Origin of the sequence: Micromonospora sp. DT43, assembly GCF_049841645.1 — a bacterium.
GTDB lineage: Bacteria > Actinomycetota > Actinomycetes > Mycobacteriales > Micromonosporaceae > Micromonospora.
In genome coordinates, this window is sequence record NZ_JBNCKR010000003.1 from 261,194 (window position 1) to 281,781 (window position 20,588).

Sequence of the window (20,588 nt, forward strand, 5' to 3'; positions counted from 1 at the left end):
TCAGTGCGTCCCGTCGTGACCGATTGCGCCGGCGAGCATGCTGTCGTCGGCGAACGCCCCGTCCCGCATGGAGATCACCCGGTCGGCGACCGCCGCGATGCGGGCGTCGTGCGTGACCACCACGACTGTCTGCCCCGCGCCGCGCAGGTCCTCGAAGAGCCGCAGCACTTCAAGGGTGGCGGCGCTGTCGAGGTTGCCGGTGGGTTCGTCGGCCAACACGATCTGCGGTTCGTTGCTCAGCGCGCGGGCGATGGCGACGCGTTGACGCTGGCCGCCGGACAGCGCCGAGGGGAGGTGCGAGGCACGATCGGCCAGCCCGACCTGGTCGAGCAGGTGCAGGGCGCGTCGACGGGCCTGACCGGGTGACCGACCGGCCAGCAGCGCGGCCACCTCGACGTTCTCCACGGCGGTGAGTTCGTCCATGAGGTGGAAGGACTGGAACACGAGGCCGATGGTGTCGCGTCGCAACCGGGCCAGGGCCCGCTCGCTCATCGTGTCGATCCGACGGTCGCCAAGCCACACCTCGCCGTCGGTGGGGCGCTGCAGCCCGCCGAGCAGGTGCAGCAGTGTGGATTTGCCGCACCCACTGGGACCCATGATCGCCACCGCCTGCCCGGTGGGCACGTCCAGGTCCACGTCGTCGACCGCGCGGACCAGCGCGCTGTCCCAGCCGTAGAACCTGCTGAGTCCGCGCGCCCGCAACGCCATCGACCCGTTCACGCCCCCGCCCTCCGTCCCGCTCGACCGCGCTCGGTCCACATGCGTTCGCACGCCTCCAGCCACTCCAGGTCGGCCCGCAGCCGCAACACGACGCCCTCCACAAGCAATCCGGCGACCGGATCCACCGACCGCTCCAAAGCCGCCCGCTGGGCGTCGCGCAGCCTGCGCAGCACCTCGCGCCGCTGGGCGTCCACCAGGGCGACCGGATCGGCCAGCCGGGCAGCTGCCGCGGCCACCAGCTTCAGGTGGAATTCCGCGAGGTCCGGCTTCGGCCAGCTCACCTCGGTCAGCCAGCCGGCCACCCGCTGCTGCCCGGCGGGGGTCAACGCGTAGACGCGGCGGTCCGGGCGGTCCGGCAGACCGTCGGCCCGCTCGGAGGTCACCAGGCCGGCCTTCGCCAACCGGGCCAGGGTCACGTAGATCTGCCCCGCGTTCATCGCCTCGCCGAGGGGACCGAGCGCGCCGCGCATCCGGCTGCGCAGTTCGTAGCCGTGCGCCGGCTCCTTGGCCAGCATGGCCAGCACCACGTCCTGCATCCGGCACGCCCCTCGACTAGATCGCTAATAGATAACCGCTAGCTATAGCGCTGTCAAATCTCGACGCTCCGCGTCGGTGGGGTCCAGTACCGTCTGGGGACCATGGACGCGCGGGGCGGCGACGCCATCATCGGGCGGGATCATCCCGCGGGTCTGCTGCGCGCCGAGCTGGATCGGGCCGCCACCAGCCACGGCGGTCTCGTCCTGGTCACCGGTGAGCCGGGCATCGGCAAGACCACCCTCGTCACGACTGTGGCCCGGGAGGCCCGCCGGCGCGGGGCGCTCGTGCTCGGCGCGGCCTGCTGGGATTCCGACAGCGCCCCCGGCTACTGGCCGTGGGTGCAGGTGCTGCGCGTCCTGCGGCGCTCCGCCGACGACTGGGCGCTCGCCCGGCCGGACGCCGAGCCCGCCCTCGCCGCCCTGCTCGGCGAGACCAGCACCGGCGACGTGCCCAACCTCGCCGCCGCCTGGCCCGCCCCGAACGACGGCCGGGACGACGGTCCGGACGCCGCTGCATGGCCCGCCCCAAACGACAGCCGGGACGTCGCCGACCAGGAGGCGTTCGCCCTGTACGACGCGGTGACCGCCGCGCTTGTCGCGGTCTCCCAGCACCGGCCGGTGGTGGTCGTCCTCGACGACCTGCACTGGGCCGACCCGGCCTCCCTGCGGCTGCTGGCGTTCGCCGCCCAGCACACCTGGTTCGAGCGGCTGTTGCTGATCGGCACGTACCGCGACGCGGAGGTCGAGGCGGGCGAGCACCCGTTGCGCCCGCTGCTGATGCCGCTGGTCGCCAAGGCCACCACGATCACCCTCACCGGCCTCACCCGCGACGAGGTGGCCGCGTTGATGGCGCGCACCGCCGGACGGGAGCCCGACGCCGACCTGGCCGACGAGGTGCACAGGCGTACCGGCGGCAACCCCTTCTTCGTCGAACAGACCGCCCGGCTGTGGCACGCCGACGGCACGACAGGCACCATCCCGCCCGGCGTACGGGAGGCGGTGCGCCGGCGGCTCGACCAGTTGCCCGCGACGGTGGTCGAGGCGCTTACCGTCGCCGCCGTGCTGGGCCGCGAGTTCCACCGGGAGGTCCTGGCGGCCAGCGCGGCGGCCCCGGCGGCGCAGCTCGACCGCCTGCTCGACCAGGCGGTGACCGCCCGGCTGGTGGTCTCCCGGGGCGGCGGCCGGTTCGCCTTCGCCCACGACCTCGTCCGGGAGACCCTCTACGACGGGCTCACCGCCGACGACAGGCAGTCCCGGCACGCCGCGGTGGTCCGAGCGGTGGACCCGCCGACGGCGCTGACCGACCGGCTGATCCCGGCCGACCTGGCCCGCCACGCCTACCTGGCCGGCCCCGCGCTCGACCGGGCCCGGGTCGTCGATTTGCTGGTCGCCGCCGGGCGGGACGCGTTCGCCCGGCTCGCCGCCGACGAGGCGGGTGTGCACTTCCGCCGGGCGCTGGAGGTCGTCGAGGATCGGGCGCAGCGCGTGCGGCTGCTCGTCGACTTCGGTGAGGTGCAATATCACCACGCCGGTCGGGACGAGGCCGTACGCCTGCTCGCCGAGGCCGCGACGCTGGCCCGCACGCTCGACGACCCGGTGCTGCTGGCCCGCGTCGCGCTCACCGTGCACCGCTCCCGTCAGGTGGACACCATCCACTCGGTCGACACCGCGGACCTGGTACGCGATGCGTACCAGCGGTTGATCGGCGAGCCGGCCGCCACCGCGTCGGTAGGCACACTGGTGGCGGATCTGATCACCGCGACGGAGACCATCGCCCGTTCCGGCCGCGACGACGAGGCGCTCACGTTCAGTCTGTGGGCCCGCCACGACACCACCTGGGGTCTGGGCACCGCAGCGGCACGAGCCGCGCTCACCTCCGAGATCCGGGACGTGGCCCGCCGCTCGGGTGACCGGGAGACCGAGCTGTGGGCCACCTCGCTGCGCTGGGTGGCGCTGCTGGAACTGGGCGACCCGCGCTTCGTCGAGGAGTTCACCGCTTTCGTCACCGCCGGCCAGCAGGATGACCTGGCCCGCCCCCGGATGGCGGCGGCCGTCGACGGCGGGATCATCGCCGCGTTCCGGGGTGACTTCGCCGAGGCTGACGAGCGGTTCACGGTCATCGCCGACCTGTCCGACCCGGGGCATGCCGAGTTCGCCTTCATGGGCCATCACCTGCGCTGGGCCCGGCTGCTGTTGCAGGGCCGGTTCGACGAGATCGACGCGCTGCTGCGCGAGTGGGCACCGACCGACTACCCGTACCGGGAGCTGCTGTCGGCGATCACGGCGGCCGAGCGCGGTGACGACGAGACGGCGGTGCGGCTGACCGCCGTCATCGAGGCCGCCGACATTCGCTACCCGCGTCCGGTGTCACCGCTGTGGCTGCGCCTGCGCGCGCAGGCCGCCGCCGCGTCCCGCGACCCGCAGCGCTGTCGTGACGCGCGGGCCGCGCTGACCCCGCACCGGGGGCGGTGGGCGGTGGCGCTCTTCGGCTGCGACATCAGCGGGCCCGTCGACCACTGGCTCGCCGTGGTCGACGCCGCCGAGGAGCGCTGGGACGACGCGATCGCCGGATTCACGGCGGCCCGCGAGGCCGCCGACCGGATGGGCTCCCGACCCTGGTCGCTCATCGCCCGCGCCGGGCTGGTGAACGCCCTGGCCGGCCGCGACCGCCCGGGTGACGCCGCGACGCTTGCCGAGCTGCGCGCCACGACCGCACGGGACGCCACCGCCCTCGGCATGCGACAGGTGCTCCTCCGGCTCGCCGCCCCGGAACCGGCCCGCCCCGAGCCGGGACAGCTCACCGGCCGTGCCCAGGACGCCGGGCCGGGCCGAGCCGTCCTCCCGGGTCGGACCGTCGAGCCAGGCCGAGTCGCGCTCCCGGGCGGGGCCGCCGGGCCCGACCGGGTCGCCCTCCCGCGCGAGGCCGCCGAGGCGGGCCAGGCCGTCGGGCGGCGTCGGGTGACGCCGCCCGACCCGCCGGTCGAGGGGTACGCGTTCCGGCGCGACGGGCCGGTCTGGCAGCTCGCGTACGCCGGAGTCGTGGCGCACCTGCCCGACGCCAAGGGTCTGCACGACCTGCACCTGCTGCTGAGCCGCCCGGGCAGTGACGTGCCGGCGGTGGAGCTGCTCGACCCGGCCGCCGGACCGGAGCTGGTGGCCGCCCGCCGGATGGGCGGCGATCCGGTCCTCGACGACGAGGCGAAGGCCCGCTACCGGCGGCACCTGACCCGCCTCGACGACGAGATCGACCGGGCCGCCGCACGCGGCGACGAGCGCAGGGCGGCCGCGTTGGACGCCGAACGCGGCGCGCTGCTCGGCGAGCTGCGCGCCGCGGCGGGGCTGGCCGGCCGGAGCCGGCGGCTGGGCGACGAGGCCGAGCGGGCCCGCAAGACGGTCACCGCGCGGATCCGGGACACGCTGCGCAAGGTCGACGAACGTCATCCGGCGCTCGGCGGTCACCTGCGCGAATCCGTCTCCACCGGCAGCACCTGCCGCTACCTGCCTCCCGAGCCGTTGCGTTGGCGGCTCTGATCCGGTGCTTCGAGGTGCACGGTCAGCGGCGGTTGTACCTGTACATGGTCAACGTGCCGAAGACGAGCACGAAGCCGACGCTCCACGCCAGCAGCCACATCGTGGCGGACGGGTCCGAGTCGCCGGCCATCACCGCGCGCACCGACGCCACCAGCTGCGTCACCGGGTTGACCTTCACGAACGCCTGGAGCCAGCCGGGCATGGTGCTCGGCTCGACGAAGACGTTGCTGAGGAACGTCAGCGGGAACAGCACCATCATGCTGACCCCCATCACCGACTTCTCGCTGCGCAGGATCAGCCCGAAGAACGTCCACACCCACGAGAACGCGAACGAGAAGACCACCAGCAGCCCGATCCCGGCAGCCACCCCGGCGACGCCGCCGTCGGGTCGGAAACCGAGCGCCAATCCGACGCCGAGGATGACCAGGGCGGCGAGGATGTAGCGCAGCACGTCGCCGAAGATCATGCCGACCAGGGCGGCCGGCCGCCAGACGGGAAGCGTCCGGAAGCGGTCGAAGATGCCCTTCTCGATGTCGGTGTTGAGGCCGATGCCGGTGTACATGGTGATCATCACGACGCTTGTCACCATGATGCCGGGCAGGAAGAACTGCAGGTAGTCGCGCGGGCTGTCGGCGAGGGCGCCACCGAACAGGTACGTGAACATCAGCACCATGATGATCGGGAACGCGGTCACGTCGAAGAGCTGCTCCGGCACGTGCTTGATCTTCAGCAGGGCCCGCCAACCGAAGGTGAGCGACGCGCCCAGCGCGCTGGGTCGGGGCGGTCGCGCGCCGGGCGCGAGGACCGTCGCCAGCGCCTCGGCGGACGGTACGTAGACCGACGGCGCCCGTTCGGTAGTGGTGGTGGTGGTGTCGCTCATCGGGCTGCCTCCAGCTCGTCGTCGCGCTCGTCGGCCGACACGGCCGGATGATCGGTCAGGGCCAGGAAGACCTCGTCCAGGCTCGGCTGGCCGAGGGAGAAGTCGTCGACGACGATGCCGGCGCGGGCCAGGTCACCGAGCGCGCGGGCGGCCTGCGCGCTGGCATCGAGGTCGGTGCCGGCCTCGCCGACCCGGGCGGTCAACGCGACCGGATCCGCGGCGAGCTGCACCGGCACGTTGAGCGCCTCGCGGAGCACCAGCTCGGCCTGCGGACGCTGACCGGGGTCCCGCAGTCGCAGGTGGACGGTGCCGGAGCCGACCGACGACTTCAGCTCGCCCGGGGTGCCCTCCGCGATCACCCGGCCGTGGTCGACCACAGCGATCCGGCCGGCGAGCTGGTCGGCCTCGTCGAGGTACTGGGTGGTCAGCAGCACTGTCGTCCCGTGCGACACCACGGCCCGGACGATCTCCCACACCTGGTTGCGGCTGCGCGGGTCGAGACCCGTCGTCGGCTCGTCGAGAAAGAGCAGGTCGGGGGTGTTGAGGATGCTCGCGGCGATGTCGATGCGCCGCCGCATCCCACCCGAGTACTTCTTCACCTGGCGGTCGCTCGCCTCGGTCAGACCGAACGCGGCGAGCAACGCCGCCGCGCGCTCGCGGGCGGCCGGCTTGCGCAGGCCGAGCAGGCGGGCGAGGAGCACCAGGTTCTCCGTACCGGTCAGGTCCTCGTCGACGGAGGCGTACTGGCCGGTGAGGCTGACCCGGCTGCGGACCTTGTCGGCCTCGGTGACCACGTCGTGCCCGAACACCCGCGCGGTGCCGCCGTCGGGGCGCAGCAGCGTCGCCAGCACCCGGACCGCCGTGGTCTTGCCCGCCCCGTTCGGGCCGAGCAGGCCGTAGACGGTCCCGGCGGGCACCCGCAGGTCCATGCCGGCCAGCGCCCGGGTCTCCCCGAACGATCGGGTGAGTCCCTCGGCCTCGATGGCCAGGCCGGTGGAGCGTCTATTCATGACTCGTACCTCTCGTCCGACGTGTGCACAGACGCGCAGCGCCGTGGTTGGTGAGATCAACGACGCCGCCCACCGCAAGGGCGCGAGGTGACGGCCGACGCCCGCTAGATCGGATCTAGCGGGTGCTGTTTCGGACCGAAATGTCGGTGGGATCGGCTTGACTGGGGTCGACGAAGGGGACGCAATGGCGCAGGTACGCATCGAGCCGTGGCACGAGGATGATCTCGATCTGCTGCGGCAGCTCAACTCGCCTGACACGCGCCGACACACCGGCGGCCCGGAGACCGACGAGCAGGTGCTCGCCCGGCATGACAGGTACGTGCACTTCGCCGAGGGCGGGCAGGGGTGCATGTTCACCGTGGTGCTGTCGGACGGCGTGCGGGCGGGCAGCGTCGGCTACTGGGCCCGCGAGTGGCGCGACCAGCAGGTGTACGAGCTGGGCTGGGCGGTGCTGCCCGCGTACCGGGGGCAGGGGCTGGCCACCGCCGCGGTGCGCGCGGCTCTCGACGTGGCGCGCGCCCGACGGGACCGTCGCCACGCGCACGCGTACCCGTCGGTCGACAACCCCGCCTCGAACGCGGTCTGCCGCAAGGCGGGCTTCACCCTGCTCGGAGAGACGAATTTCGAGTACCCGCCCGGGCACCTGATGCGTGCCAACGACTGGCAGCTCGACCTGACCGCCCCGCCGACCGACGACTGAGCCGGGCGGGGCGGCCGTCGCCGGTCACCAGGTGGTGTCGAGGCGGTGCCGCTGCTCGGCGGTCAACTCCAGCTCCACGGCGGCCAGACTCTCCTCCAACTGGGCCACCGAGGACGCTCCCACAAGCGGAATCGACGGCAGGTCACCGCCCAGCAACCAGGCGAGCACCACCTGGTTCACGGTCGCGCCGGTCTGCCCCGCCACCTCCCGCAGGGCGGCCAGCCGCCGGGGTGCGCTCGGCAGGTCGTACGCCGGGCCGAGCGGCTTGTCGGACCGGGTGAACGCCCCCTTGAGCAGCGGCGAGTACGCCACCAGGGTCAGCTCCGGCTCGGCGCGCAGGTAGCTGAGCAGGTCGCCGCCGACGCCGCCCGGCTCGCCGTCCGGGTCCAGCTCGCTGGCCAGGTCGGTGCGGTTGGGCAGGTAGCTGCGGTGGTACTGGAGCACCTCGTACCCCGGGAGGCCGGCGGCTGCGGCGAGCGCCCGGGCACGCTCCACCCGCCACGCCCGGTGGTTGCTCGCGCCCAGCAGGCCCACCGTCTGATCGGCGACCAACTCGGCGAAGCCCTCCACCGTCTCGGCGAGCGGCACCGTCCGGTCCTCGATGTGCGCGTAGAGCAGGTCCAGCCGTTCCACGCCGAGCCGGTCGCGGCTGCGTTGCGCCGACTCGCGGATCACCTTCGCCGACAGGCCCTCGGCGTTGTCCAGGTAGCTGGTGCCGGGGGCCAGCGGGCGGGCACCCAGCTTGGTGGCGATGACGATCTCGGCGCCGATGCCCCGGCTGCGCCGCCATCGCCCGAGCAGCTCCTCACTCTGCCCGCCCTGCGAGCCGTCCACCCAGAACGCGTAGTTGTCCGAGGTGTCGATGAACGTGCCGCCCGCCTCGACGTACCGGTCGAGGATCGCGTACGAGGTGGCCTCGTCGGTGGCGCTGCCGAACAGCATGGCCCCGAGGCTGAGCACGCTTACCTCGCGCCGGGTCGCCGGGTCGGTGCCGATCGTGCGGTACCGCATGGGATCTCCTTCCGTGCGCCCTGCCGGTGGGCGCCCGAGGACCACACTGGTGGCTGGAGTGCGCTCCAGGTCAAGCGCACGTCTCTCACCAGGGGAGTACGCCGTACCCGCCGCCGGCGTCCATCTGGAAGCCCCACAGCAGCCCGCTCGGCCCGTCGGCCGGCAGCGTCGCCAGGCGCACGCTCACCTCGGCGCCCTGCTCGGCGGTGCGGAAGCCGCTGTTGCCGTTCAGGTCGGTGGCGCAGTAGCCGGGGTTCGCCGCGTTCACCTTGATCGGAGTGTCGCGCAGCTCCTTGGCGTACATGGCGGTGAGCATGTTCAGCGCCGCCTTCGACGACGGGTACGGCACGGAGGTCAACTCGTTCAGCGCGCTGTCCGGGTCGGTCATCGCCGCGATCGAGCCGACCTCGCTGGAGACGTTGACGATCCGGGCGGCCGGCGCCTGGCGCAGCAGCGGCAGCAGCGCGTTGGTCACCGTCACCACCCCGAAGACGTTCGTCTCGTACAGTCGGCGCAGCGTGGCCACTGTCGTCTCGCTGGGCAGCCCTCGCGCACCGTCGGCGAGGATGATGCCGGCGTTGTTGACAAGCACGTCCAGCCGGCCGTACTCCGCCTCCACAAACTTCGCGGCGGCGGCCACCGACCCGGCGTCGGTGACGTCAAGCGGCACGAACACCGCGTCCACGCCGCCGTCGCGCAGCTCCTGCTGCGCGGCCCGGCCGCGCTCGGCGTCGCGTGCGCCCACCAGGACTGTCATCCCGAGGCCACCGAGCTGTCGTGCGGTGGCGAAGCCGATTCCCTTGTTGGCCCCGGTGATCAGGGCGACCATGTTCGTCATGCCGTCGAGCCTCACCCCGGCGGCGGCCCGTGGACAGGGGCGGGCCGAGGCTGGGACCGGCGGTACCACCCTGGCCGGCCCCGCCCGGGGCATGCTGGTGGGATGACGAGCAGCGGCCTGCGACGTGACGAACTGGCGGCGTTCCTGCGCACCCGCCGCGCCCGCCTGAGCCCCGCCGAGGTCGGCCTCCCCGACGGGATCCGTCGGCGCACCCCGGGGCTGCGTCGGCAGGAGGTCGCCCAGCTCGCCGGGATGTCGATCGACTACTACATCCGGTTGGAGCAGGGCCGTGGCCCGCACCCGTCCCGGCAGGTGCTCGCCGCGATGGCCCGGGCGCTGCTGCTGAGCCGCGACGAGCGGGAGTACCTGTTCCGGATCGCCGGGGAGAACGCGCCCTCGACCGTCGGCCCGAGCCGGGAGGTGACCTCCGGACTGCGGCACCTGCTCGACGCCATGGCGGCGTCGCCGGCGTACCTCGTCGACGCCGCGTACCACGTGCTGGCCTGGAACCGTCTGGCCACGTATTTCGTGGGGGATCTCGCGGCCGTGCCGGACGCGGAGCGCAACATGATCCGCTGGACGTTCCGGCAGCCGATGACCGACGCCCACTGGACCGACGCCGACGCACGCCGGTTCGTGCAGAGCACGGTGGCGGACCTGCGGGCCGCCTACGGCCGCTACCCGGCGGATCCGGCGATCCGCGAGCTGGTCACCGAACTGCTCGGCACCTCGCCCCGGTTCGCCCGGCTGTGGGCCGAGCACGACGTCGAGGAGCGCCGTCCCATCGTGAAGCGGGTGGCGCATCCCGAGCTGGGGCCTCTGGAGTTCGAGTGCCGTGTGCTGCTGGTGCCGGAGACCGAGCAGCGGCTGATCGTCTACGTCGCCGAGCCGGCCTCGCCGACCCAGGCGGTGTTCCGCCGGTTGGCCGAGCGCGTCGGCTCCTGACCCCGAGGGCGAGCGTGCTGCCGCTCGGTCAGCGCGCGGACCGAGCGGCAGCACCACCCATCGAGCGTCAGCGGGGGACGTAGGCGAAGGTGTCCGGGTTCGGGCCGGTCCGCCCGGCCTCACCCTTGTCCAGCCCGGTGATCCGCTCCATCGCCGCGTCGTCCAGCCCGAAGTCGAAGATCCGGGTGTTCTCCTCGATCCGCTTCGGCGTGGTCGACTTCGGGAAGATGATGTCGCCGCGCTGCACGTGCCACCGCAGCACCACCTGCGCCGGGGTGCGGCCGAGCTGCTCGGCGATGTCGACGATCGTCGGGTCGGTCAGCACCTTGCCCTGGGCGATCGGCGACCACGCCTCGGTGAGGATGTTGTGCTCGAGGCCGTAGGCGCGGACCTCGTCGTTGCAGAAGTACGGGTGCACCTCGATCTGGTTGACCGCCGGCACCACGCTCGCCTCGTCGGCCAGCCGCCGCAGGTGCGCCACCTGGAAGTTCGACACGCCGATCGAGCGGGCCCGACCGTCGCGCTGGAACTCCTCCAGCACCTTCCAGGTCGAGACGTAGTCGCCGTCGTAGAGCGTTGGCAACGGCCAGTGGATCAGGAACAGGTCGATGTAGTCCATCTTCAACGCCGACAGCGTCGAGTCGAACGCCTTGCGGGCGTCGTCCGGGCGGTGGAAGCCGTTGTTCAGCTTGCTCGTCACGTAGACGTCGCCACGGTCGAGGCCGGAGACGCGGACCGCCTCGCCGACCTCGGCCTCGTTGCCGTACATCTCGGCGGTGTCGATGTGCCGGTAGCCCGTCTCCAGCGCCGTGGTCACCGCCGCGACGGTGTCCTTCGGCTCGATCTGGAACACCCCGAAGCCGAGCTGCGGGATGGTCGTGCCGTCGTTCAGGCTGATGTCAGGAATCGTGTTCGCCATTGCGGCTCCTTCGCGTCTTCGGTATCCGTCATCCATACCCGGCGGGCGAAGGATCCACCGCCCAACACGTGGTGACGAGCGCAACGTCGGCCCGGTTCACCCGGTCGTGTCGAACAACACCGGCCAGGGCCGTTCCGCCGGCACCGAGGGCGGCGTGGTCGGTGCCGGCTCGGCGACGGCCAGCACCTCGGCGGCCAGCTGCCCGACCATCGGCGCCGCCGGGTGCGCGGCCCGTTCCGGCCAGACCGCCGAGGTGCGCTTCGCGAGCGAGGTGTCGGCGATCGGCCGCCACGCGATTCGGGGTTCCCGGCGTGCCAGCGTCGCCGGCTCCACGGCCACGCCGCCACCGGCCAGCACCAGCCCGAACAGGAACTCCGGGTTGCGTGCCGGCCGCACCCGCGCCGGGCGCCACCCGTGCCGCCGGCACACCGCGAGCAGGTGGTCGTGCCAGCCCGGGGCGGTGGCCCGGGGCGCGGCCACCAGGTCCAGGCCGGCGAGCGCCGCGAGCGGCACCTCCCGGCCACGGGCCAGCGGCGAGGTCCGCGGCAGCAACACCCCGAGGGGTACGTCCACCGGGGCGCCGAAGCGCAGCCCGTCCGCCTCGACCGGATGGTGCACGAGGCCGACATCCAGGGTCCGCTCGGTGAGCATCCGTACCTGCTCGGCGGTGGTCAGCTCGTGCAGCTCCACGTCCAGGCCCGGCGCTCGGCCGGTGAGCTGGTCCAGCAGGGCGCGCAGCGTCACCGCCGGGGTCTCCGGCGGCACACCTGCACGCAGGACGCCCAGCTCGCCCGCGCGGACCTGGCCCATGAGGTTGCGCAGCCGGCCCTCGCCGGCGAGCAACTCCTCCGCCTCGGCGAGCAGCAGGCCGCCGGCGGTGGTGAGCCGCACCTGGCGGCGGGACCTGTCGAACAGCTCGACCGCGAGCTCCCGTTCCAGCCGCTGGATCGACTGACTCAACGGCGGCTGGGCCATCCCCAGCAGTTCGGCCGCCCGCCCGAAGTGCAGCTCGTGGGCGACGACCACGAAGTGCCGCAGGTGCCGGAGCAGGTCCACGGCCGGACCCTACGCCAGCGGCGGAACACCGCCACTGGATACCGTGCCCGGGTGGATGTGGGGGAGCGGATCGAGGCGATCTTCGCGGGCGTCGGGGTGACGGCCAGCCTGCACGTCGTCGACCTGGACGCGGTGGACGCGGACGCGGTGGACGTGGGCGCCGTGGACCGGCAGGTCGGGGTGCGTGCCGACGAGCAGGTGGTGATCGCGTCGATCTTCAAGATCCTGCTGGTGCTGGAGTTCGCCCGGCAGGTCGACGCCGGCCAACTCGACCCCACCGAACGGGTGGTGGTCACCGCCGCCGACCGGCTCGGCGGGTGGGGGCTGGCCGGCTGCGCCGACGACGCCGAGGTGTCGCTGCGCGACCTGGCGTACTTCGCCATGTCGGTCACCGACAACACGGCCGCCGACCTGCTGCTGCGTCGGGTCGGCCCGGACCTGCTGCCGATGCTCGCCGCCGAGCTGGGGTTGACCCGCACCCGTGTCCTCGGCGGTCCTCGGGAGCTGGTCGAGTTGATGCTCGCCGACGTGGGCGCACGGACCGAGGCGGAGTTCGCGCGGATCTTCCCGACGCTGCCGCCGGAACGGGTCCGCGCGATGCGGGTCTTCGACCCCGCGCACACCACAAGCAGCACCGCCCGGGAGATCACCCGACTGCTCACCCTGATCTGGCGGGACGAGGCCGGGTCCGCGGCGGCCTGCGCGATGGTCCGCGCCTGGATGGCCCGGCAGATCTTCTGGACCCGGCTCGCGGCCGGCTTCCCGCCAGGCGTCCGCGTGTCCGGCAAGACGGGCACCCTGCCTGGCCTGCACCTGGAGGCCGGCGTCGCCGAATACCCCGACGGCGGCCGGTACGCGATCGCCGTCTTTGCCCGCGCCGACGAGCTGACCCCGCGCCGGATCGACGTGGACCTGGCGATGGGTAAGGCCGCCCACACGGCCGTAGAGGCGCTGCGCGGCGGCTGAGTTTTCCGCGCGCCCGAGCGCCGACAGGCAGTCGTTGAACAGGCACGATATGCCGGCACGTATCGGAGGTGGCAGCGTTCGATCTTGGACCGGGACGCGGTGGCGCTGGTTGGCTCGTGTCGACCGATCACCCGAACACGGGGAGTAGATCCGCATGTCCAACCTCGACCGCCGTCGCTTCCTGCGCGACGCCGCAGCCACCACCGCCCTGGTCTCGGCCGGTGGCCTCGCCGCCACCTCCACCACCCCGGCCCAGGCCGCGCCGCCTACCGCCGCGCCGGCACCCGCCGGCCGCCGCACCGGCGCGGTCAGCTTCCGCTGGTGGGGTACGGCCGGGTGGCGCGTCGACATCGCCGACCGGACCGTCCTGGTCGACCCGTTCCTCAGCCGCATCGACACCGGACTGTTCACCGGCGCGTTCAAGACCGACGCCCCGTTGACGGTGCGCACCGACGTGATCGATCCGCGCGTCGACCGGGCCACGACAGTCCTGGTCACGCACACCCACTGGGACCACTTCATGGACGTCCCGTACATCGCCGGGCGCACCGGCGCGCGGGTGTTCGGCACGCTCACCGCGTATCACCTGGGGTTGGCCTACGGGGTGCCGGCGACGCAGCTCAGCGCCGTGAAGGGCGGCGAGGTGCTCGACTTCGGCGACCACAGCATCGAGGTGGTCGGCTCGCTGCACAGCCGCAACGCGTCGTACTCCGTGGCCTTCCCCGGGGTGCGGGTGAGCCAGCCTGCGCGGCCCGCGACCATCGCGGACCTCCCGGAGGGCGACACGCTGGGATACCTGCTGCGGGTCGAGCGCGGCCCGTCGGTCTACTTCACCGGGGCCAGCGACGTGGCCGAGCGCAACCTCAGCGGCCTGGCGCCGGACGTGGCGATGGTGGCGATGCAGAGCGCCACCACCACCGGCGACTACCTGCCCCGGCTGCTGGCCGGTCTGGACTACCCGAAGGTCGTCGTGCCGGTGCATTGGGACAACTTCGAGACGCCGTTGCAGAACCCGCCGGTCGTGGCACCTGCCGATCGCGCCCGGCTCGACGACATGATCGCGGCGGTGCGTCGGATCTCGCCACGCAGCCGGGTGCTGGTGCCCGAGTACGAGACCGCGTACCACTTCTGACCGGATCCGGGCGGGCGCCCGCGCCCGCCCGGTCAGCCGGCGGCCAGCTCCGCCAGGGCACGCACCGACTTCCAGTTGCGGGTGGTGGCCACCACGCCGAGCTTCTTCTCCAGGTACGCGTTTGTGAACTTCGACCGGCCGTAGCCGCCGTCGGGGAAGTGCAGGAACACCTCCCGGCCGGTCACCGTGAACGACACGTTCTCGCCGCCCGGCACGGCGAGCGCGTCCACCACGGTCTTCTTCGGAGGGGTCGCCAGGAACGCCACCAGCAGGCGCGTCGGATCGTCCTCGACCTCGGCGTACGGGTTGCCGCCCACCACCGCCGCCAACTCCCTGCCGCTGCGCACCAGCACCGGCACGGTCAGCCCCAGCTCGTCGGCGAGCGCCCGCTCGATCCCGGCGGCCAGCTTCTCCGCATCGCGCACGGTGCTGCCGAACGCCACGTTGCCGCTCTGCAGGTACGTCTTCGCGTCGTCGTGGCCCAGGTCGGTGACGATCCGGCGCAGGTCGGCCATCGCGAGCCGGGTGGTGCCGACGTTGACCCCGCGCAGCAGGGCGACGTAACGGGTCATGGGCTCCTCCTGAGGGCGCGGGTGATCCGCTCAGCGTAGGTCGACCGACCGTGGTCCGCCGGGACCCACCAGGCCCGTTTCGTACGCCACGATGACCAGTTGCGCCCGATCGCGGACCGCGAGCTTGGTCAGCAACCGTCCGACGTGCGTCTTCACTGTGGCCGGGCTGAGACTGAGGTGCGTGGCCAGTTCCGCGTTGGACAGGCCCCGGGCGATCAGCGCCAGCACCTCCCGTTCCCGGTCGGTCACCCCGCCGAGCTGCCGGGGCAGCGGCCGGGCCGGCTCCGGCCGACGCGCGAACTCGTCGATCAGGCGGCGGGTCACCGTCGGCGCGAGCAGGCCCTCACCGGCGGCGACCACCCGGATCCCCGCCAGCAGGTCGGCTGGTGGGGTGTCCTTGAGCAGGAACCCGCTGGCGCCCGCGCGCAGCGCCCCGTAGACGTACTCGTCCAGGTCGAACGTGGTCAGGATGACGACCCGGGTGCCCGCCGTCGCCGGGTCGGCGCAGATCCGCCGGGTCGCCTCGATGCCGTCCATCTCCGGCATCCGGACGTCCATCAACACCACGTCCGGTCGGTGCTGACCGGCCAACGCGACGGCCTCGACGCCGGTGCCCGCCTCGCCGACAGTCGTGCAGTCCCCGGCGAGATCGACGAGCAGCCGGAAACTGCCGCGCAGCAAGGCCTGGTCGTCGGCGATCAGCACCCGGATCACGCGGCCACCCGGTAGGGCAGGCTGGCCGTCACCGCGAAGCCGCCGTCGGAGCGCGGCCCGGCCCGGAATTCGCCCCCGTGCAACGCCACCCGTTCCCGCATGCCGATCAGCCCGTGCCCCTCGCCGCCGGTCAGGACCGGCCGTCGGCCGTCGTCGGTCACCTCCACCCGTACCTCGTCGGGCGTGACGGTCACCGTGGCCCGGCAGGCGGCCGGTGCCGCGTGCTTCACCACGTTTGTCACCGCCTCCTGCACGATCCGGTACACCGCGAGGCCCACCGACTCCGGCACCGCACCGATCGACTCCTCCCGACGGACGTCGAGTCGGACGTCGACACCGCCGATCGCCGCCTGCCGGGCGAGCACCTGCAACTCGTCCAGGCCCGGCGTCGGGGCGTACGGGGTGCCCTCGCGCAGGACGCCCAGCACGCGACGGACGTCGGTGAGCGCGGTGCGGCCGGTCTCCTCGATCACCCGCAGCGCGGCCCCCGCCTCACGGGGATCGGCCTCGGCGACATGGTTGGCGACGGCCGCCTTCACCACGATGAGGCTCAGCGTGTGCGCGACCACGTCGTGCAGCTCCCGTGCCACCCGTAACCGCTCCTCGGCGGCGGCCTGCCGGACCAGGTGCTCGCCCTGCCGGGCGGCGAGGGCACGTCGCTCCCGGAGCAGCCAGCCGATCACCCAGGCCGGCGCGATCATGACGGCGGCGTAGACGACCGCGCCGGTCCGCGACCAGAGGTCGCCCGCGGTCAGCACCAGGGCGACGCTCACCAGAGCGAGACAACCGGCGGCACTGAGCAGCGAGCGGCGCGTGGTGGTCGACACGGCCACCGTGTAGAAGGACAGACCGATGGCGAGGGCCGGCGCGGCTGCGGCGAAATTGGGGATCACACCGGTGATCAGGGCGACGGTGGTGACGGCGCTGATCACGACGGCGACGGGGATCGGCCAGCGTCGGCGGGCGGCCAGCGGCAGGCCGAGGGCCATCCCGACGAGCACCGACACCCAGAGCGGCTCGTGCACGCCGCCGCGCAACGGTGACTCCAGTGCCGCGTACGGGCAGAGCAGCCCACCGACCGCCACGGCGAGTACGGCGTCCACGACGTACAGGTCCACCGGCCGCAGCCGCCGGGTCAACAGGAGAGCGGTCACCTGTCCGACCGTATCGGCCGGCGGGCCGAACCGCGTCCACCCGTGGGGGGTCATCCCCGAGGACGATCCGCCCGTGCCTGCGGGCCTCCGCCTCCTACCGAGGGCGGGCCGGAAAGTGTCCGCGCCGGCACGACGCGCCGCACCCGCCCCAACCGGCACCGTAACGGTCATGACCACATCCACGGTGACCCTGACGGGGCTGCGCGCGGTGTACGGCACCGGAACCCGGCAGGTGACGGCGCTCGACGGCGTGACCACGAGCTTCGCGAGCGGCACGTTCACGGCGGTGATGGGCCCCTCGGGCTCGGGAAAGTCCACCCTGCTGCACTGTGCGGCGGGGCTGGACAGCCCGACCGAGGGGACCGTCACGATTGACGGAACCCGCCTCGACGACCTCGGCGAGGACGAGCTGACCCGGCTGCGGCGCGACCGCGTGGGCTTCGTGTTCCAGGCGTTCAACCTGGTGTCCACGTTGACCGCCGCGCAGAACGTCGAGTTGCCGATGCGTCTGGCCGGCCGCCGCCCACCGGCTCGGGACGTCGCCGCCGCGCTCGACGCGGTGGGCCTCGCCGATCGGGCCGGGCATCGGCCGAGTGAGCTGTCCGGCGGCGAGCAGCAGCGCGTCGCCGTGGCCCGTGCGTTGATCACCCGTCCGGTGGTGGTGTTCGCCGACGAGCCGACCGGGGCACTGGACAGTGCCGCGTCCCGGCAGGTGCTCCGGCTGCTGCGCGGGCTCGTCGACGACCACGGGCAGACAGTCGTGATGGTGACCCACGATCCCGCCGCCGCCGCGTACGCCGACCGGGTCCTCCTGCTCGCCGACGGTCGTGTCGTCGACGAGTTGACCGGCGGGATCACCGCCGCCGCCGTCGCCGCACGGATCGCCGAACGGGAGACGGTCCCGACGCGGGCGACCGCGGAGCCGTCGTGGTGAGCGTCCGGCGGTCGGCCAGCGCGTTCGTGGCCGTCGCCGTCGGAGTCGCGTTGGTGTCGGCGGCCACCCTGCTGCTCGCCTCCGGACGTCCGCAGGTGCCGGACCGGTTGGCGCGGGCGGCGGTAGTGGTGCAGAGCCCCGAGGCCGGTGCGCCGGCCGACTCGTTCGTGCCGACCCGGCCCTGGTCCGCAACGGCCGCGGCGGAACTCGTCGGCCGGCTGGCCGCCCTGCCCGGTGTCGCGGCGGCGGTGCCGGACCGGACCTTCTACGCCCAGCCGCTCGTCGACGGACGGCCTTCGGCCGCCGACGCCGGGCGGAAGGACGCCCACCAGGGGCACGGCTGGTCCAGCGCCCAGCTCGGTGGGCTGCGCCGCACGGCGGGCGAGCCGCCCCGCCGGCCCGGTGAGGTGGTCGTCGACAGTGCGCTCGGGTTGCGGACGGGCGCGCCTGTCACCCTGCTGACGGCGGCGGGTCCGGAGGCGTACACAGTCAGTGGTCTGGTCGACGGGCCCGGCGTCCATGTCGCGGACGAGGTCGCCGCCGCGCTCGCGCCCGGCGTCCGGGCCATCGGGCTGGTGCTCACGGCGGACGCGGACCCCGAGCGGGTCGCCGCGGCGGCCCGTGGCGTCGTCGGCGCGGACGGGAGGGTGCTTACCGGCGACGCGCGGAGCGCGCTGGAGCCGCGCGACGACGCCCGCATCCGCTGGATCGGCATGCAGGTGCTCACCGGTACGGCTGTTCTCGCCGGCTTCGTCACGGTGTTCGTCGTCGCCTCCACCTTCGCGTTCACCGTCGCCCAACGTCGCCGTGAGCTGGGCCTGCTGCGTGCCGTCGGCGCCACCGGACGTCAGGTTCGCCGCATGGTCCACGTCGAGGCGCTCGTCGTCGGCGCTTCGGCAGGGCTCGTCGGCCTGCTGGTCGGCGCGGCGCTCGCCCCGCTGCTGGGTCGACTCCTGGTCGACGTCGGGTTCGAGCCGACGACCTTCCGGGTCCGGTACGCCCCCTGGCCGGTCGCGGTCTCGCTCGCCGCCGGGCCGGTGATCGCGCTGCTGGCCGTCTGGTCGGCGTCGCGCCGGGCAGCGCGGGTCCGCCCCCTGGAGGCGTTGCGCGAGGCCGCTGTGGAACAACGGCCGATGGGACGGCCCCGCGTCGTCACCGGGGCGTTGCTCGTCGCGGCGGGGGTCGCGCTCAGCGTCGGGACGGCGACCGCCGGCGAGGCCCGCGTCGCGGCGCAGTACGCCCTCTACGCGGTGATGGCGCTGGTGGCCGGCGCCACAGTGCTCTCCCCGGCGGTGGTCGGGCCGGTGGTGCGACTGCTGCGGTCTCCGGTGCGGCGCTCCGGCGGCGCGATCGGGATGCTGGTCCGGGGCGCTGCGCTCACCGCGACCCGTCGGACGGCGTCGACGGCCGCCCCGGTGCTGCTCACGGTCGCCTTCGCGGTGCTGGTGTCCGGAATGGTGCGAACCACCACCGCCGCGTACGCGGCAGGACGGGCGGACAACGTGAACGCCGGCTGGATCGTCGTGCCCGACCGGGCGCCGGGACTGTCGGACCGGGCCGTCGCCGCGACCGGTGGCACCGCTCTCCTGCCGACCACCGTCTTCCGCACCGACCCCGGAACCGGGCCTGCGGACCGGCCACTTACCGCGCTCGGTGTGGACCCGGCCGGCTTCGCCGCCGCGAACCGAGCGCTCACAGTCGTCGCCGGCACGCTCGACGACCTGCGCGGCGACGACACGGTGGTGGTGACCGCCGCGGCGAACCTGCGGCCGACCGAGCCGTACGTGGTGGTCTTCGCGGACGGGACGCCGGTGTCGCTGCGCGTCGTCGCCGTGGTCACCGACGACTCGCTCCCCGGCGATCTGCTCCTGCCCCGGGCCGTGGTGCGGGCGCACGACCCGTCGGCGCTCACGTCCACGGTGTACGTCCGGGACCGGATCGAGCCTCCGCTCGGCGCACGGGTCGTCGACGTCGCCACCTGGGCGGCCGAGGCCGACGCCGCCGAGGACCGTCTCGTCTGGCTCTTCACGCTGCTGCTGATCGGTGTGTCGGCCGGCTACGGCGCCATCGCCGTGGCCAACACGTTGCTGCTGGCCGCCGCCGGCCGAGCCGCCGACCTTCGGCTGATCCGGTTGGCCGGGGCGACCCGGCGGCAGGTCATCTGGCTGGTCACGGCCGAGTCCGCCCTGGTGGTGATGATCGGTGCGCTGCTCGGTGGGGCTGTCGCGTTCGTCGGTCTGCTCAGCATTCGCGCCGGCCTCGCCGAGCAGGTCGGCGCCCCCGTCGACCTGGTGGTGCCGTGGTCGGTGGTGGCCGGGGTGGTGGGGCTGTGCCTGCTGCTCGCGGCGCTGGCGAGCGCAGTGCCGACGTGGCGGTCACTGCGGCACCGCCCCGCGCGCTAGCTACTCCACGACCGGCAGCACGACCTCGTTGCGGCGCAGGAACCACGGCTTCCACGGCGGGTCGAAGCGCGCGTACCTGATCGCGCCCGTGGGTTGCAGCCCGGCGGCGGTGACCGACCGACCGAGCATGGTGGCCCGCTGGCTGAACGCCCGCTCAGTCCACCGGCCGGAGAAGCGGATCGCCGCCGCCAGGCGTGCCGGGACCTCGTGGATGCACACCCGGGCGTCCACCGGCTCGGGCAGGGTGGCAGTCGTGAAGGTGGCCGGCATGACGAACTGGATCAGGTACGCGCCGGGCCACTCGCCCTCGATCTGGACCACCGGCACGGTCATGGCGATCTTCTCCGAGTCGCTGGCCGCCGACAGCGCCGGCGCGGCCGACCCGATCGGGTGCCGGGCCCGGTTGGCGCCCCCGATGTAGGCGGCCAGCGGCCGGAACGCCTCGATCGGCGCCCGGGTGAAGGATGCCTGGATCCGCATCTCGGCCACCAGGTGGGCCGGGTAGCGGCGCAGCTCGAAGCCGGGGTGTCGGGACACCACCCGGTACGGCTGCTGCTCGGTCATCGCG

At 73.4% G+C, this 20,588-nt stretch carries 19 protein-coding genes; 7 read left to right on the forward strand and 12 right to left on the reverse strand.

The annotated features are described in order from the left end of the window. Positions 1-720: an ABC transporter ATP-binding protein gene (locus ACLQ26_RS08980; RefSeq protein ID WP_425743995.1), complete on the reverse strand. Its 720-nt coding sequence runs from the start codon at positions 718-720 to the stop codon at positions 1-3. Next, entirely contained in the window at positions 717-1,256 is a 540-nt protein-coding gene (locus ACLQ26_RS08985; RefSeq protein ID WP_393294067.1) for a PadR family transcriptional regulator, read from the reverse strand. Before ACLQ26_RS08985 ends, ACLQ26_RS08980 begins: the two co-directional genes overlap by 4 nt. 102 nt (positions 1,257-1,358) lie before the next feature. Here ACLQ26_RS08985 and ACLQ26_RS08990 point away from each other — a divergent pair, with 102 nt between their 5' ends. Next, positions 1,359-4,787, forward strand: coding sequence for an AAA family ATPase (locus tag ACLQ26_RS08990; RefSeq protein WP_425743996.1), 3,429 nt, complete (start codon positions 1,359-1,361; stop codon positions 4,785-4,787). 22 nt (positions 4,788-4,809) lie between these two features. On the opposite strand, the gene ACLQ26_RS08995 is transcribed toward ACLQ26_RS08990, so the two are convergent. Beyond that, positions 4,810-5,667, reverse strand: a complete 858-nt coding sequence (locus ACLQ26_RS08995) for an ABC transporter permease (protein ID WP_425743997.1) — start codon at positions 5,665-5,667, stop codon at positions 4,810-4,812. Further along, positions 5,664-6,677 carry an ATP-binding cassette domain-containing protein gene (locus ACLQ26_RS09000; RefSeq protein ID WP_425743998.1) on the reverse strand — a complete coding sequence of 338 codons (1,014 nt, stop codon included), beginning with the start codon at positions 6,675-6,677 and terminating at the stop codon, positions 5,664-5,666. The genes ACLQ26_RS08995 and ACLQ26_RS09000 overlap by 4 nt, the downstream gene beginning before the upstream one ends. Positions 6,678-6,861: 184 nt before the next feature. Between ACLQ26_RS09000 and ACLQ26_RS09005 the strand changes: the two genes are divergently transcribed. Next, positions 6,862-7,377, forward strand: coding sequence for a GNAT family N-acetyltransferase (locus ACLQ26_RS09005; RefSeq protein WP_425743999.1), 516 nt, complete (start codon positions 6,862-6,864; stop codon positions 7,375-7,377). 24 nt (positions 7,378-7,401) lie between these two features. Here ACLQ26_RS09005 and ACLQ26_RS09010 read toward each other — a convergent pair whose 3' ends face one another. Continuing rightward, positions 7,402-8,388, reverse strand: a complete 987-nt coding sequence (locus ACLQ26_RS09010; RefSeq protein ID WP_425744000.1) for an aldo/keto reductase — start codon at positions 8,386-8,388, stop codon at positions 7,402-7,404. Between the two features lie 85 nt (positions 8,389-8,473). Beyond that, positions 8,474-9,226, reverse strand: a complete 753-nt coding sequence (locus tag ACLQ26_RS09015; protein WP_425744001.1) for an SDR family oxidoreductase — start codon at positions 9,224-9,226, stop codon at positions 8,474-8,476. A gap of 102 nt (positions 9,227-9,328) precedes the next feature. Between ACLQ26_RS09015 and ACLQ26_RS09020 the strand changes: the two genes are divergently transcribed. Further along, positions 9,329-10,171: a helix-turn-helix transcriptional regulator gene (locus ACLQ26_RS09020; protein ID WP_425744002.1), complete on the forward strand. Its 843-nt coding sequence runs from the start codon at positions 9,329-9,331 to the stop codon at positions 10,169-10,171. Positions 10,172-10,238: 67 nt separating this feature from the next. On the opposite strand, the gene ACLQ26_RS09025 is transcribed toward ACLQ26_RS09020, so the two are convergent. Both ACLQ26_RS09025 and ACLQ26_RS09030 read right to left on the reverse strand, forming a co-directional pair. Further along, complete coding sequence (locus ACLQ26_RS09025) at positions 10,239-11,090, reverse strand: aldo/keto reductase (RefSeq protein ID WP_425744003.1); 852 nt, start codon at positions 11,088-11,090, stop codon at positions 10,239-10,241. A gap of 96 nt (positions 11,091-11,186) precedes the next feature. After that, a complete protein-coding gene (locus tag ACLQ26_RS09030; protein ID WP_425744004.1) occupies positions 11,187-12,146 on the reverse strand; it encodes a LysR family transcriptional regulator in 960 nt (319 codons plus the stop codon). Between the two features lie 51 nt (positions 12,147-12,197). On the opposite strand from ACLQ26_RS09030, the gene ACLQ26_RS09035 reads away from it, so the two are divergent. Together ACLQ26_RS09035 and ACLQ26_RS09040 are read left to right on the forward strand one after the other, a co-directional pair. Next, positions 12,198-13,112: a serine hydrolase gene (locus tag ACLQ26_RS09035; protein ID WP_425744005.1), complete on the forward strand. Its 915-nt coding sequence runs from the start codon at positions 12,198-12,200 to the stop codon at positions 13,110-13,112. 154 nt (positions 13,113-13,266) lie between these two features. After that, complete coding sequence (locus tag ACLQ26_RS09040) at positions 13,267-14,244, forward strand: MBL fold metallo-hydrolase (protein WP_425744006.1); 978 nt, start codon at positions 13,267-13,269, stop codon at positions 14,242-14,244. Positions 14,245-14,276: 32 nt separating this feature from the next. Here ACLQ26_RS09040 and ACLQ26_RS09045 read toward each other — a convergent pair whose 3' ends face one another. From ACLQ26_RS09045 to ACLQ26_RS09055, 3 genes are read right to left on the reverse strand one after another with little or no spacing between them, the layout of a single operon-like run. Continuing rightward, a complete protein-coding gene (locus tag ACLQ26_RS09045; protein WP_425744007.1) occupies positions 14,277-14,816 on the reverse strand; it encodes a DUF1697 domain-containing protein in 540 nt (179 codons plus the stop codon). A gap of 30 nt (positions 14,817-14,846) precedes the next feature. Then, positions 14,847-15,530 carry a response regulator gene (locus ACLQ26_RS09050; RefSeq protein ID WP_425744008.1) on the reverse strand — a complete coding sequence of 228 codons (684 nt, stop codon included), beginning with the start codon at positions 15,528-15,530 and terminating at the stop codon, positions 14,847-14,849. Further along, a complete protein-coding gene (locus tag ACLQ26_RS09055; RefSeq protein WP_425744009.1) occupies positions 15,527-16,684 on the reverse strand; it encodes a sensor histidine kinase in 1,158 nt (385 codons plus the stop codon). Before ACLQ26_RS09055 ends, ACLQ26_RS09050 begins: the two co-directional genes overlap by 4 nt. 169 nt (positions 16,685-16,853) lie before the next feature. Between ACLQ26_RS09055 and ACLQ26_RS09060 the strand changes: the two genes are divergently transcribed. Both ACLQ26_RS09060 and ACLQ26_RS09065 read left to right on the forward strand, forming a co-directional pair. Then, positions 16,854-17,618 carry an ABC transporter ATP-binding protein gene (locus ACLQ26_RS09060; RefSeq protein ID WP_425744010.1) on the forward strand — a complete coding sequence of 255 codons (765 nt, stop codon included), beginning with the start codon at positions 16,854-16,856 and terminating at the stop codon, positions 17,616-17,618. Continuing rightward, positions 17,612-20,020: an FtsX-like permease family protein gene (locus tag ACLQ26_RS09065; RefSeq protein WP_425744011.1), complete on the forward strand. Its 2,409-nt coding sequence runs from the start codon at positions 17,612-17,614 to the stop codon at positions 20,018-20,020. Before ACLQ26_RS09060 ends, ACLQ26_RS09065 begins: the two co-directional genes overlap by 7 nt. Here ACLQ26_RS09065 and ACLQ26_RS09070 read toward each other — a convergent pair whose 3' ends face one another. After that, positions 20,021-20,584: an SOUL family heme-binding protein gene (locus ACLQ26_RS09070; protein ID WP_425744012.1), complete on the reverse strand. Its 564-nt coding sequence runs from the start codon at positions 20,582-20,584 to the stop codon at positions 20,021-20,023. Between the last annotated feature and the right edge of the window lie 4 nt (positions 20,585-20,588).